General features: G+C 57.9%; 8 protein-coding genes. 4 read left to right on the top strand and 4 right to left on the bottom strand.

Annotated features, from left to right (window positions below):
- Positions 1–2: 2 nt before the first annotated feature.
- The 3 genes from ACXX83_RS02030 to ACXX83_RS02040 all read right to left on the bottom strand — a co-directional run bounded on the left by ACXX83_RS02030 (position 3) and on the right by ACXX83_RS02040 (position 8,678).
- Entirely contained in the window at positions 3–4,637 is a 4,635-nt protein-coding gene (locus ACXX83_RS02030) for a dermonecrotic toxin domain-containing protein (RefSeq protein WP_458547442.1), read from the bottom strand.
- A gap of 171 nt (positions 4,638–4,808) precedes the next feature.
- A complete protein-coding gene (locus tag ACXX83_RS02035; protein WP_217837322.1) occupies positions 4,809–7,931 on the bottom strand; it encodes a transglycosylase domain-containing protein in 3,123 nt (1,040 codons plus the stop codon).
- A 288-nt stretch (positions 7,932–8,219) separates the two neighbouring features.
- On the bottom strand, positions 8,220–8,678 hold the full coding sequence (locus ACXX83_RS02040) for an REP-associated tyrosine transposase (RefSeq protein ID WP_458547443.1): 459 nt from the start codon (positions 8,676–8,678) through the stop codon (positions 8,220–8,222).
- Between the two features lie 527 nt (positions 8,679–9,205).
- On the opposite strand from ACXX83_RS02040, the gene ACXX83_RS02045 reads away from it, so the two are divergent.
- Positions 9,206–10,627 (top strand): amino acid permease, encoded by a 1,422-nt coding sequence (locus ACXX83_RS02045; RefSeq protein WP_217837323.1) that lies wholly within the window; start codon positions 9,206–9,208, stop codon positions 10,625–10,627.
- Positions 10,628–10,692: 65 nt separating this feature from the next.
- Here the strand turns inward: ACXX83_RS02045 and ACXX83_RS02050 are convergent, their stop codons facing one another.
- Entirely contained in the window at positions 10,693–11,853 is a 1,161-nt protein-coding gene (locus tag ACXX83_RS02050; RefSeq protein WP_458547444.1) for an OpgC family protein, read from the bottom strand.
- A gap of 245 nt (positions 11,854–12,098) precedes the next feature.
- Here ACXX83_RS02050 and ACXX83_RS02055 point away from each other — a divergent pair, with 245 nt between their 5' ends.
- Genes ACXX83_RS02055 through ACXX83_RS02065 form a run of 3 tightly spaced genes read left to right on the top strand, consistent with a single transcriptional unit; the run spans position 12,099 to position 14,921 of the window.
- Entirely contained in the window at positions 12,099–12,473 is a 375-nt protein-coding gene (locus tag ACXX83_RS02055; protein ID WP_126049556.1) for a GtrA family protein, read from the top strand.
- On the top strand, positions 12,470–13,411 hold the full coding sequence (locus tag ACXX83_RS02060) for a glycosyltransferase family 2 protein (protein WP_015093685.1): 942 nt from the start codon (positions 12,470–12,472) through the stop codon (positions 13,409–13,411). The genes ACXX83_RS02055 and ACXX83_RS02060 overlap by 4 nt, the downstream gene beginning before the upstream one ends.
- Before the next feature lies 1 nt (position 13,412).
- On the top strand, positions 13,413–14,921 hold the full coding sequence (locus tag ACXX83_RS02065) for a glucosyltransferase domain-containing protein (protein ID WP_458547445.1): 1,509 nt from the start codon (positions 13,413–13,415) through the stop codon (positions 14,919–14,921).
- The last annotated feature ends 12 nt before the right edge of the window (positions 14,922–14,933 follow it).

Genomic DNA, 14,933 nt, shown 5'->3' on the forward strand with positions numbered 1-14,933 from the left:
GTTTAAATGTTGGCTCTTGTCATTGCTTCTCGAGTCAGACGCCGTGATAGTTCCTTTTCTTCGTCTCCCAAGTCGATGAGCAGCCGATTGTAAATATCTTCACTTATTGGAGTGCCGGAAAATACGATGTCTTGCTGAATCGAAAAACCGTTCATGAGTCCTATTAGTCTATTTCGCAATTCCGTGCGTTGAGTTGTTGTCAATTGTGTCGAATTGACCCATTCAAGCTGGGTGCTCCGTAGAGTATCGAGTCGTTCTGACTTGCCCAGATAGACCTGTTTGTTTTCTTCGAACTGCGAAGGGTATGATTCACGAAGAAAACGTTCCCAGAAATCAAGCTCAAGCATTTTATTGACCAGTCCATCATCTTTCTCCAAGGACAGAACTGTGTCGTAGGCGCCGTCAATCATGGCATCGGTTACGCCAGCAACCGGTCTGTGAAGCATGCCTTCGGATTGCCAAGGGAGGCCCAGTCGTTTTGCCAATCCGGTCTGATAGGCCAAGTAAACTTCAACTTCGTCTGGATCGCCTTCTCGGCTACTCATATCGGCTCTGGCAATATCGTTAACCAGCTCAAGGCGTGCCGAGCCTTTGGCGAGTGTCACTAGCTTGTTTTCAAGTTGCGCAGTATCGGTGGAGCCGGAATACGCTTCGAAGGCAAGTACTTCGATACCCATGTTGTTGAACAATTGTGCACCGGCATCGGAACATCTAACGGGATCGCTGGCCATAGCGAACAGTTTTTCCCTAAGCGGAGTATCAATATAGGTGGCGTCAAGCATGCGCCAAAGGCGTACTAGTAGTTGTGTCCGTGCTTCACCGCCGGTCTTATAGTCGGCAAAGTTCTGTGCCGCGTTAATGAAGGACATAAAAGGTTCGGCATTGGGTTCGTTTTTCAGTTCTTCCCAATGTTTAACACGTTCAGCAGCCAACTCAGGAACACCGATCCATATTGAAGTTGGGCGTGAAACACCGGTTGGAGGCAGCACCCTTATCTCGTTTGGAAGAGCTAATTGTCGACGTATCTCACTAATGATCAGTTGGTGATAAGTCGATAGGTTTTCAGTGTCGAGGCGTGTTTGAGCTATTATCCATGCAGGGTTAGATCTTGGGCGCACATCTGGTATCAAGTTGATTGTGTTGCCCCGCATATCCAAGACAAAGTTTCGAGGTGCTGATCCCGAGAAAATACCTGCGGGCCAGGTAGTTACTCTAGTGTTTCTCAATCCGAGGAGTGTCAGTTTTCTCATGAATGAAATATCGGGCGGTATGGTTAATGGATTGTCGTCTAGTTCAAGTACCTTCAAACTCACCAGCCTAGATAGTCTTTGAACCGCTTCATGGCTAAAAGTAATCGTGTTAGCACTCAATCGCAGATATTCCAGTTGATGCATCGCGCCGATGTCAAATGGAAGCCATCTCAGTTCGCAACGGTTGGCGTTGAGTTCCCTGAGATTAGGGAAGTCCTTCAACACGCCGTATCGCTCGCTTGAAAATTTTGTGTCGTCGAGATTGAGGACCGTGATTTTGTTGAGATATTTTCTTAGCGCCGGAAGCTTTGACCACCAAATTTCCAAATCTAACGGCAACATCAGCCCTGAGAGATCTAGCGAGTAGGAGGATGGATCAGTGCGGCTGCCAAGTTCTGTGTTTTTTCGCTCGAAACAGTTGGTAAGGCGTTCGACGATGTGACTTACCCCATCGTTGAAAACTCTATAATCTTCCGAGTCCGGGCTATAGAGTTGCAACGGCTCCCAGCGATTGAGTATCCCCCTTAACTCAGCGAGATCCTTTTCCTGCTCTTCTATAGCCTTAAGCGGTTCACCTCGGGAGGTCAAAGCACTAGCAAATACATCAACCTCAGCCTCGCTAAAGTGCGGATGAAGATCCTGAATACGTTCGTGCAGTGTTTTTCCTTCTTTGCTGAGACCGCCTCCACGAACCAACAGCATCGTTTCATGCTCGACAATCGAACGGATGGGGGGCGTGGCGAGGACAGTCCTGCGCTCGCTTGACGGTGCTGACTTTACAATGACCCACTGCCTGAAATGCTCTGTATCGCCGGGTTTGTACCCCAACGCTTTTTGACCTTCGTTGCCCATGGCATGCAGCAAGGCCTCAAAGAAGACATCAGCATCGTGGATGGACTGATTCGAAGCATCGCGTACCTGATATTTTCCCGAGTTATCTCGAATCAATACCCGAACCTGTGTTGCGTCCTCGGGCCCGGCACCGCAACGAAGTTCGCCATCTAATGTTCCCTGACGAATTTCTATACGCAGGTCGCCAAACATATCTGTATTAAGTCGCAACGCTCCCAATGCCAAGCGTTCGGTGTCGATGTTGCTCAATGTGTCGAGGTACAGACCCTGGGCTGCACGGACCGATTGCACTTCGAACTGGAGCTCTCGTGCCTGGGTTTTGAGTCGCAAGGGGAGCCGAAGTTTTCGCTCAATATATTGATGCTCCGAGGGTGTTGCGCCCTCCATGATGTTTTCTACAACTTGGGCAGGCAGCTCGGGGAAGTCGCTGAACAGCAAGGTAATCTTGGGAGATAACGCAACGGGCGGGTTCACCGGTGCGCCCAGGCGCTGCAAAGTATCGGTAAGCAACGGAGGTGGTGGAGCGTTCTCCACGTGCATCCGGCGCAGGGAGGCTTCTTCGGTACTGCTGATCTGACGGATCTGCTCAAGTTGCGCGTCGCTGAAGGTATCGGTTGTATGACCAAGTCGCCGCATCAATGTCGAGCCTTCCCACTCGCGCGGGTTTTCCGTTTCGCAGACCCAGGCCCCGTGACCATTGTGGCGCAAGGTCGGTGCGTAGGCATCGAAACGCTGCGGATGGCGGATGCGCTGTTGTCCGGTGACCGGATCTTCCAGCACTTCGAAGTGTTGATCGTTCAGGGGCAGGATGCGCCGGCCCTGATGCTGGTGAAGACCCTGTCCATCAGGCCGGGCGTCCGTGGGTAAATCCACGTCGGTTCGTTGATAGGGGCTGAGGTCAGGGTTCCACAGGCGAGTCTCACCGTTTGCCAACTGCACCGGTTTCAAGCTTTCGAAAAACGGCGAGAGTTTCGCCCTTGCGACGTTGCCGATCGCGCCTCCCGCGGCGAACGCACCCAGTTGCACAACGCTTTGCAGCACGCCGATGGCTTGTTCGCCAGCCTCGGCGACGCGGCCTTCGGCCAGATCGACGAGGCCCTCGACCACCTCATCGGTCAGTTGATACGCGGTGTAGGCCAGCATCAATTCGCCCATGCCGGGCACCAGTGGCGTCGCCACCAGCAACGCGGCATTGAGAATGTCCGAGAGCATTTTTTCCAGGTTGTCCCACCAGGCCCAGCGGGCCATGCGGTCGGCGTACTCGGTGGAAATCGCGATGTCCCATGCGTCGTTGAGTACCTTGTTGATTTTTTGTCGGTGGAAGTAGCCCCACAGGTCGCCGTTGAAAACAGTGACCCGATCGTTCCTGATGCTCGACAGCTGAAATTGCAGGTTGGGGTTATCCACCGGCGTTTCCCGCCAGCTCGGCAAGTTGGAACCGGCCGGGGCCGGTTGCCATTTGACCTTGCTCAGTCGGTCGTTCAACCCGGCAAAAAAATGCCCGCGTTGCTGATGGGGTACGAACTGGCTGAAGAATTTTTGGTAGCTGCGAGGGGCGCTGGCATCGCGCAGTTGGCGTGTCAGTTCGGCCATGAACTCGAGCAACGACGGGTACTGCTTGAGCGGGTGCTGCGGGTCATGGGGAACATAGGCGATCACGGGCACGGTATCGGTCGCGGTGTTGGCATCAGGGGTGATCAGCACGATGCCGGTCAGGTGAATGTCCATCATCGACAGGTTGTAGCAGTCGACGGAGCGGCCCCTCCAGCGCAGGTTCTTGCGGTCATCGAGCAGTCCCTGCACCAGGTCAAAGGCATCCTGCCCGATGTCGTTTTTCATCAGCGCCATGTTCGCCGCGATGTTGAGCGCGGTCTTGTGGCTGAGGCTGACTTTGTGGCGCAGGACGTTACTGGCCACCCGGTTATGCGGCAGCAGAAAATCTCTCAGGTGTTGTTGGTAACGGCTGCCGATATTCAGGTCGCGGCACAGTGACTTGAACTGCTCGATACTCAGCTTGTGCTTGAGCTGTACCACGCTGAAATGCCCGCGTACGTCGGGGCGGGTGATGAATTCTGAGTCCTGGGTGAACACCTCCTTACTGGAAAAATTGTGCAGGGCAGCATCCAGCAGCGAGACGGTACGGCTGGTGGTTGCGCCGGTAAAGTTATGACCCCATGACGTTTCTGCCGGTGCATACAGCCGCAACCAGGTTTCTTCGACGTCATCTTCAACGCCGAAACGTTCTTTCAGTTCCTGTTGCAACAAGGGTTTGGCGAAGACGTAGACATCCTGCAGTTTGCTGAACACTCTATCGACATCGTTTTGCGCGTTCCAGCCGAGCTTGATGCTCTGTTTCAACCGCTCCTGTAACGCTTTTGCGGCGTCAGCCTGCCAGTCGGGAATGCTTACCCGGTCAGTTTTCAGTGCGTTGATACGGGGGAGTGAAGCCTCTGATAGCCAGGAGGGGATGGCCTTCCTGACCAGGTCGAAGTGGATGCTTTGATCCGGGTCTGAAATTCGATGTGGGTGGGGCATTGCCTGATCGTCCTTTGATCATGGATGGAGCGATCAGGCTAGGCAGGCGGCAGCCCCAAAAAAAGCGCAAAAACCGGTTCGTAACGACGTCGATTGCGCCCCGAACCCGGTAAAAATCAGGAGTGAAAAATACATAGTTACAGCCACTCGGGCGCATCTGCCGATCCATGCCTAGCGGCGAGCGGTTGTCTCGGTTGCTGCCTTTGGCTGACACATCGTGTGGGTGCCCGGTTGCAGGTACGGCGTCAGGATCGGCGCCATGCCTTTGAGCACCTGCACCGGCAACGCCGAGGTGAAGGTGAAGTTCTCCGCCGAGCGGCCCGGCACGAAAGCTGTCAGCGTGCCGAAATGGTGATCGCCGATGTAGAACACGAACGTGGCCGTGCGGTTGAGCGATTTGGAACTCAGGATCCGCCCGCCCGAACCGACGGCTTCGATGCGGTTGTCACCGGTGCCGGTCTTGCCGCCCATCGCCAGCGGGCTGCCGTCGGCGAGTTTGAAACTGCCGGACACGCGTTTGGCCGTACCGGCATCGACCACTTGCGAAAGGGCTTCGCGCATGGCCGTGGCGACTTCGGATGGCATCACCCGTTTGCCGACGTCGGGGTCATTGACCAGTTGGGTTTCATAGGGTGTATGCGCGGCGAAATGCAGGCTGTCGATACGCAGGGTCGGCATGCGCACGCCATCGTTGAGGATGGTGCCGATCAATTCGGCCAGGGCTGCCGGGCGGTCACCGGAGCTGCCGATGGCGGTGGCCAGCGACGGCACCAGGTGGTCGAACGGATAACCGACTTGCTGCCAGCGCTGGTGAATGTCGAGGAATGCCTCGATCTCCAGCATGGTGCGGATGCGACTGTCACGGGCGCCTTTGTGCCTGCTTTTGAACAGCCAGCTGTAGACTTCCTGGCGCTCGAACTGGCTGGCTTTGACGACGTCGGCCCACTTGGCGTCGGGGTGATTGAGCAAGTAGCCCATCATCCACAGGTCCAATGGGTGAACCTTGGCGATGAAGCCCTGGTCCGGCAAGTCGTAGGCGCCGGGACCGTAGGCTTCGTAGAGCCGCACGAGGCGTTCGTCAGTGAGTTTTTCCGTGAGCTTGGCCCCCGTCAGGTGCGAGCGCACGAAGGCGTTGAAGCTTTCCTGGCTGGCCTGTGGCAGCAGGTAGCGATGTACGGCGGCCATGCGGATCGGCGTCGGGCGCATGCCGTCCAGGAAGGTTTCGAGCCGTTCCTGGGTGTTCTTGTTCCTGTACTTCTTCCAGAACTTGAGCAGGAAAGACGTGCCCTCGCGGTCGGCGAACTCGGCCAGGTATTCCTGGCGCCGCGGGTCGCGGTCGTCCTTGAGCAGTTCGGCACTGCTGTTGGGGCCGGAGTAGGTGGTGTAGCGCACCAGGTCACGCATCAGGCGAATGAACGGCAGGTTGATCGACTCGCGCAGGGCGTCGCGCAGGGTCGGTATCCGGCCGTTGTCTTCCTTGCGGAAGTTGTTGAACACATGCAGGCCGCCCCCGGTGAAAAACGCCTCGCCGGGGCTGGCGGAATATTTGCGGTCCAGGGCTGCGCCGAGCATTTTTTTCAGGTCGCGGTCCTTGTTTTCAACCAGGTAATCAACCGCCCAACGGCTCAGGCGGTCCTGATCCGGCACCTCGACCTTCTTCAGTTCCGCAACGGCCATGCCGGCGTATTTGTCGTGCAACTCGGCGATGATTTGCAGGTAGGTGGTCAGCACGCGCATTTTCGCGGTGGAGCCCAGTTCCAGTTTGCTGCCTTCATTGATGTCGAAGGGCTGGTCGGTGCTGTCGGTCTGTACCCGAACCCGCGAGCCGTCCGGTGTCAGTTCGAACAAGGTGAAGCTGTAGCGCACCTGGGTGGTGCTGGTGGTGGTCAGGAGGCGCTCGCCGATCAGGCCGATTTGCGTGGCAAATTCAGGGTCTGCGAGCTTTTTCAGGTACTCGGTGGCCTCGGATTGCAACTCGCCTTGCAGGGTGCTGGTGGCGGAGAGGTCAAGGCGGTCGAGGTCATACAACGGGCGATTGAGCATGCCGGCCAGACGGCTGCGCGCCACGCTGATGCCCTTGTTGGTTTCGATCGGTTGCATGGTCGGCTGGGTGGCCCAGTCGCGGTAGGTCACTTTGCTGGCCAGGGCGGCGGCGGCGAACTCGGCGTCGATCACATGGTTTTGCGCCAGCAGGCGAATATGGCTGTCGGTGAGGTCGGCCAGTTCATCATGGCCCTTGGTCAGGTAATGCGACGGGCGGCGCTGCGCAATCATCAATGACAGCACTTCACGCAAGACCAGGCCTTTTTCCGCCATGGTCTTTGGATCCGTTGCCGGGCTGTTCAGCACCTTGTTGGCGCTTTCGAAATCGGAGCCGTACCACACACGCAAACCCTCAGCCATGCCATGCACTTCACCGTGGCCCGGTACGGCTGACAACGGCACGCTGTTGAGGTAGTCGCGAACCACGTTCTGCCGCGCTTCCAGGGTTTGTGGCCCGGCCTGATAGGCGCGTACGGTGGCAGAAATCATCTGGCGAATTTTTTCCGCGCCGTTGACCGTCAAACCATCGGGGGAGTGCCGGTACTTCTCCAGTTGCGTGGCCAGGGTACTGCCACCGGCGGACTGGCCGGGCACGTGCAACATCTTGGCCAACTGGGACCACGCCGCCATGCCGAACCGCGGCCAGTCCACCGCCGGGTTGGCCAGCGGCTGCCTGGGATCGAGCAGGAAGCGGTTCTCGATGAACAGCAGGCTGTTGACCACCACCGGCGGGATCGAGGCAAAGGTTGAGTAAAGTTGTTGCGGGTAGTTGTACTGGTACAGCGGCGCTGCGCGGCAATCGGTGATCGACAGCCCGGCCTGGATTTTCTCGGCATAAGGCACGAACAGACCTTTGTCGGTGTACTTCAACAGCTCTGGAGAAAAGCGGGATTGCGCCTCAACGACGAAGTTGCGCTTGATCAGGCGCGGCAGGAACTCATCCATAGAGCTGTAGCCCAGGCGCCGATCGAACGGGCCATCGCCTGGATAGCGAATCGCATCGCTGGGGCCGGGTTTGAGCTCATAGTTCAGTGACGCGGCATATTTGCTGACTTCCTGGGCCTGGAACTTCGAGGTGCGCATCTCCCTCATGGCGGCCAGCCCCACGACAATCGCGATAATCAACAGCAATAGCCAGAACGCTCCCCACCCGTGTCTGGAACGACGGGGTTTTTCAGGTATAGGCGCTTCATCCACACTATCAGTCGGGACCACGGTTTTACTCGAATCGGTTTGCCACAAAGCGCCCATAGTCGACTGATCCATTCACGCAGATTGATCGGACTTGACTCAAGCTTAGACGGTGGTTGGCGAGGGTGAAAAAAATGTGAAGGGCAAAATGATGCACGGACGCACCAATAATCAGGCCAATTGAAGCACTTGTGGCGAGGGGGCTTGCCCCCGTTGCGCTGCGAAGCGGCGCTAAAACCTGCGACTGGTGATTGTCTGGTACACCGCGTTTTCCTGTTTTGCGACTGCTTCGCAGCGCAACGGGGGCAAGCCCCCTCGCCACAAAGAGTTTGGTGTAAGGGCGTCCGTTTACAGCCAGCAGGCATCCCAGAGCGGGTAGTCGCCAATTTTATCCACAAGCCCAGCCCTGAGTGGATTGGCAACAATGTAGCGGGCGAAGGGCAGAAGATCTTCTCCATCGCGAATGGCCCGGTCGTGGTAGCCGGATTGCCAGAGCGGGCCACTGCGGCCGGTGATTTCGTTCACTTCACGGCTGCACCGTGACTTGATGGCTCCGATAACGCGCCCCAGATTGCTTTCTTCCAGCTGCATCAACCAATGAAAATGATCGGGCATGATCACCCATGCGATGGAATTCACTACGTTGGTTTCATGAGCTCGGCGCAGTTCTGCAACCAGCAAGCGTCCCAAATGCCAATCCGAAAAGACTGGTTGACGATCATGGACAACGGCGGTGATGAGATATGCCCGACCGCTTTCGGAATATCGGCCCTGACGCAAGCGGTGGGAGTTGGGTTGAGTTGGCATTCCATTGCTTCCCTTGAGGTTATCAATTGCACATTCAAGGCTAGTTCCCGGCTGTCCAGGGTAGATCCGCATGCGTTGAGTGAAAGTGCTGATACCTGTGAAGGAATGACGGCATAAGAAGGCTGTTGTTGTTTGTGGCGAGGGGGCTTGCCCCCGTTGCGCTGCGAAGCGGCGCTAAAACCTGCGACTGGTGATTGTCTGGTACACCGCGTTTTCCTGTTTTGCGACTGCTTCGCAGCCGAACGGGGGCAAGCCCCCTCGCCACAGGTACTGCTGTGGCTGGAAAGGGGTGGTTGTCTGAAATAGCTGATTTAGACATGTCGAAGGGGTAAATACGGCTTTGGTCAGGGCATGACGATGCACCATTGTTGTGCAATACTCGGCGCCGCTTTTCCCACTGATCTTGCGGGTTTTTCCTACAGGACGGCGTTGCCCACGAGGCAGGGCCGGTTCGGGAAGCGATGGCTTATCGGCCTGCGCTTCGCCACTCGGTGGTCATATCCAATAACAAGACGAGGTTGTACCCAATGCCCGTAGGCAATCACCTGCCCCAAGGCGAGACCGCTCAGGGCGGTCCGCTCAAACGTGAACTCGGCGAGCGGCATATTCGCCTGATGGCACTCGGTGCCTGTATCGGCGTCGGCCTGTTCCTGGGCTCGGCCAAGGCCATCGAAATGGCCGGCCCGGCCATCATGCTGTCCTACATCATCGGCGGTCTGGCGATCCTGGTGATCATGCGCGCCCTCGGCGAGATGGCCGTGCACAACCCGGTTGCCGGCTCGTTCAGCCGTTACGCCCAAGACTATCTGGGCCCGTTGGCGGGCTTCCTGACCGGCTGGAACTACTGGTTCCTGTGGCTGGTGACCTGCGTCGCGGAAATCACGGCCGTGGCGGTATACATGGGTATCTGGTTTCCCGATGTACCGCGCTGGATCTGGGCGCTCGCTGCGTTGATCAGCATGGGCTCGATCAACCTGATCGCGGTCAAGGCTTTTGGTGAGTTCGAGTTCTGGTTTGCCTTGATCAAGATCGTCACCATCATTGCGATGGTGTTCGGCGGCATCGGCATCATTGCTTTCGGTTTCGGCAACGACGGCGTGGCCCTGGGGATTTCCAACCTGTGGACCCATGGCGGCTTCATGCCCAACGGCGTGCAAGGCGTGTTGATGTCCCTGCAAATGGTGATGTTTGCCTATCTGGGCGTGGAGATGATCGGCCTGACCGCCGGTGAGGCGAAGAACCCGCAGAAGACCATTCCGAACGCCATCGGCTCGGTGTTCTGGCGGATTCTGCTGTTCTACGTCGGCGCGTTGTTCGTGATCCTGTCGATCTACCCGTGGAATGAAATCGGCACCCAGGGCAGCCCGTTCGTGATGACCTTCGAGCGCCTGGGTATCAAGACCGCCGCCGGCATCATCAACTTCGTGGTGATCACGGCGGCGCTGTCGTCCTGCAACGGTGGCATCTTCAGTACCGGGCGCATGCTCTACAGCCTGGCGCAGAACGGCCAGGCCCCGGCCGGCTTTGCCAAGACCTCGAACAACGGCGTGCCGCGTCGTGCATTGCTGCTGTCGATTGGCGCCTTGCTGTTGGGCGTGTTGCTGAACTATCTGGTGCCGGAAAAAGTGTTTGTCTGGGTGACGGCCATTGCCACCTTCGGCGCGATATGGACCTGGGTGATGATCCTGCTGGCCCAGCTCAAGTTCCGTAAAGGGCTGAGCGCCAGCGAAGCGGCCGGCCTGAAATATCGCATGTGGCTTTACCCGGTCAGTTCGTACCTGGCTCTGGCGTTCCTGGTGCTGGTGGTCGGCCTGATGGCGTACTTCCCGGATACCCGCGTGGCGTTGTATGTGGGGCCCGCGTTCCTGGTGCTGCTGACGGTGCTGTTCTACGTGTTCAAGCTGCAACCGACTAATGTGTCGCAGGGGGCGGTGCGTTCGGTTTCGTGAATGTGCCCCGGTCCATTTGACCGGGGCTTTTTTGAAGATCAAAAGATCGCAGCCTCCGGCAGCTCCTACAGGGGCGCGCGGTCTGCTTCTGTAGGAGCTGCCGGAGGCTGCGATCTTTTGATTGTCTGATTCAAACGCTTGTTGAACTCAAGCCACATCGCCAGCAACGCCATCAACCCGGCACCCACCAGCGCCGTGAAAATCTGCATGGCAAACGCATCGTCGGTCAGGGCATTGACCATGTCCGCCAGGGGCGCCAGCAGCACGCCCAGGCAGAAAATCTCCAGCGAGAAACGGCCCATGCGGCAGCTTTGCTGTGCCAGCCAGTTTTGTGTCCATCCGCTGTCGGGAATCAGTTTCGCCGTGACGTAGGCCAGTGCGAGGAAGTGCAGCAGGCGCACGGGGGACAGGTTGGTCTTGCTGATGGGGTAGAAGACGTTTTGCAGGCTCGCCGGCACCACGGCATCGTGCAGGTCCGGCCAACGCCACAGGACGGTCAACACACCCGCGACCACGACATACAGCGCCGCACTCACAAACAAGGGCTGGCGTATCAATGGGCGGGTTTCGGGCAGGCGTGGGCGCTGGCTGTGAATCGCAGCGGCGCCGCCGAGCACGAACAGCAACTGCCAGGCAACCGGGTTGAAATACCACACGCCGTCCTTGATGGCCGCCAGGTTCCAGCCCGCCAGTGGCACCATCAGGTACAGCGCCACTGACATCGCGACCACCACCCAGGCCTTGCGCACCAGTATCGGCAGCACCAGGGGCAAGCCCGCCAGCAGCACGATGTACAGCGGCAACGGGTCCATCAGGTTCGGCTTGAAGCGCAACAGCAGTTCATCGATCAGGGCCTGCTGTGGGTTGCTGATGAAATGATGCATGCCCATTTCCTCCACCAGATCCCGTGTTTCCACGTGACTGTTGGCGAAAAACACAATGCCCATCAGCATCGCCAGCAGGAAGATATGCACCACGTAGAGCACCCACGCCCGGCGCAGGATCTTCACGCAGGCGATCAGAAAGCCTTCGCGCGCCAGGACTTTGCCGTACGCCAGCACCGCCGCGTAGCCGGCCAGAAACACGAAAACCTCGGCCGCATCGCTGAAACCGAAGTTACGCAGGGTGATTTGCCCCAAAGGGTTGTGGGGCACGTGATCCCAAAAGATGAAGATCAGTGCCAGGCCACGAAAAAAGTCGATCCGGTGATCGCGCGCTAACGTCATGACAGCAGGCTCGTATCAGCGAGTGAAAATGGGATTGGCTGCGGGCGCAAAGGGCCGCGCGCCAAGTCGGCGGCGCGCAGGGTGGCGTGATTCGCAGTGAATTGCAAAACCGGGATATTACCGGATGTCTCGGACGTTGCTCCAAGGCTCAACCGCTGGTCTGAAAGGTCCGTCAATTTGCGATTTCTGACAGCAGACAGGCTCAAATACTCATAAGTACAACGTTCTTGAAACGGGAGCCTCACATGAGACTGTTGTGGAAAGGGCTGTCCAGCTACACGGTGATCGGGGTCGCCAACACCTTGATTCACTGGCAGGTCTTTTTTCTACTGAGCGTGGCGGCCGGCCTCAGTCAGGCACTCAGCAACCTGGCGGCCTTCTGCGTGGCTGCGTCATTTTCCTTCTACATGAACGCGCAATTTACCTTCGCCGCCAGTGCCACGATCGGCGGTTATCTGCTGTTTATTCTGGGCATGGGGACACTGAGCCTGGGCGTCGGTCACCTGGGTGATGTGTGGCGCCTGCATGGCCTGCTCACCGTGGCCCTGTTTTCAGCGTTGAGCCTGGTGTTCGGTTTCCTGTATTCCAAATACGTGGTGTTTCGCGGGCGTGATCAATGAAAATTTCGCTCATCGTCCCGGTATTCAACGAGGAGCAGTCAATCAACCTGTTTTATCAGGCCGTGCGCCGAGAGTTGAAACTGGGCGACACCGAGGTTGAAATCGTCTTCATCAACGACGGCAGTTCCGACCGCACGGCCGAACAGGCCACAGCACTGGCCGAGGCCGATGAGCAGGTGCTGCTGATCAATTTCTCGCGCAATTTCGGCAAGGAGCCGGCCCTGTTTGCCGGCCTGGAGCACGCCAGCGGCGATGCCGTGATTCCCATGGATGTCGACCTGCAGGACCCGATCAGCGTCATCCCGTTGTTGGTCGAGCAATGGCAGAAGGGCGCCGATGTGGTGCTCGCCAAGCGCCGCAATCGGGACGTCGACGGCTACCTCAGGCGCCACAGCGCGTCGATTTTCTACCACGTGCTCAATCGCATCGCCTACACCCGAATCGAGGAAAACGTCGGAGATTTCCGGCTGATGGATCGCAAGGTGGTCGACGTGATCCGTTCCCTGCCCGAGCATCAGTTGTTCATGAAAGGCGTGTTGTCGTGGGCCGGGTTCAACTCCGTGGTGGTGGAGTACGAGCGGGCCGGGCGGGTAGCGGGGAACAGCAAGTTCAATGGCTGGAAGCTGTGGAACCTGGCCCTGGAAGGCGTGACCTCGTTCAGCACCGTGCCGCTGCGCTTGTGGACCTATGTCGGTGGCGGCATCTCGATTTTCGCGGTGTTTTACGCGGTGTACATGGTGCTGGACAAGATTTTCTTCGGCAACAACGTCCCCGGGTACCCGTCGCTGATGACCGCGATCCTGTTTCTCGGCGGCGTGCAACTGATCGGCATCGGCATCCTCGGCGAGTACATCGGTCGCATCTATATCGAGGCCAAGCACCGGCCGCGTTATGTGATCAAGGACATCGTCGGCGGTAAAGACCGGGGCGGGCACTAGCATGGGCCGGTTCAGCGACTTTTTCGTCCGCGAGCTCAGCCGGCATCAGGTCTGGCGGTTTTTTCTGCTCGCCACCCTGGTGTATGTCCTGCCGTTGATCCTCGCGGATTATCCCTACATCGATGACAACTGGCGCTCGCTGGCGGCGGGCATGGCCTGGTCCGAACAGGGCCGACTCTTCGCCCAACTGTTCTACAACGCGCTGACCTTCAGCCATGCCGCGCCGAACATCTTTCCCTTGCCCCTGTTGATCGCCACGCTGGCCATGGCGGCCGCGCTGACCAGCCTGACCTTCCATTATTTTCGCCAGCCGACCGTCGCTTGCTGTCTGGTGCTGTTGCCGCTCTGGTACAACCCGTTCTTCCTGCAGAACCTGTCCTATCAATACGACGGTCCCACCACGACCTTGAGCCTGGTGGCGGTGATCTACGCGATCACCTTTCGTCATCCGTGGCGCAGCGTGCAATGGCTGGTGCCCTCGTTCCTGATTGCACTGGCGCTGGGGTTGTATCAGATCAGCCTGAATGTGTTCCTGGGCCTGTGTTGCCTGGAATTGCTCAGGGCCGCCAACGATAAAACCGCCCCGGTGCCATGGCGCGACCTGCTGGGCTGGAAAGCCGCCCAGGTCATCCTCGGCGGTTTGATCTACAGCGTCAGCGCTTATCTATTCATGGATTCCAAGCGCACGTTGCTGCTGGACTGGACGGTGCATCCTTTATTGCAGATCCAGATCAACATGGCCCGGGTCCTGGAAAAAGTCGTGCTGCTGTTCCATGGCGGATGGCTCTGGGTGTTCGGCGGGTTGCTGTTGCTCGCGATAGCTGGGGCGGTGCGGTTGGGACTGAACGTAGCGGCGCGTCAGGACGACGGGCCGAAGAAACTGTTGATCGGTTTGATGTGCTTGCTGACAGTGCCGGTGGTGACGCTGCTGGTGTCCGGTGTCGCGCTGTTTTTCCGCGATTTCAATGAGGGTGCCCGCACCTTGATGGGGTTCGCCGTGCTGCTGGTGTTGCTGTGCTATTTGAGCCATCTGGCGCTGGCGTCGATTCATGAGCGACTGCCACTGTTGTTGATCATTGCGCTGCTGGCGATGCTGTCTTTGTCGTTCGCCTATGGCCGGGTGCTGACGCTGCAGAAAACCTTTGCGTCCACGGCATTGGCCAGCCTTGCGTACGACATCGCCAGCCATCAGTCGCTGCGCGAGGCCAGGCGGATCTACCTCTCGGTGACTTACTCCGACTATTGGTTGGTGGCGGCGGCAGGCACGTTCAAGCAGATGCCGGTGCTGCACTACCTGCTCAATACCGATTTTTACATGCTGGCGGAGAATCTGCCGAAAGCGGGCATCACCAATGTGGTGGCGGAGCGCGAGCGCCGCAACGCGACGCGGGTTGGCTATCAGGGCTATCCGGCGCTGGTGGACAGCCAGTTCTACCGGATTTACCTGATTGGCGATTACGGTTTTATCGTGATGAAGGAGCCGGCCTTGAGCAAATCGCTGCGTTGGTGACGGGCGAAGATC

This window comes from Pseudomonas sp. GNP012 (assembly GCF_054343835.1).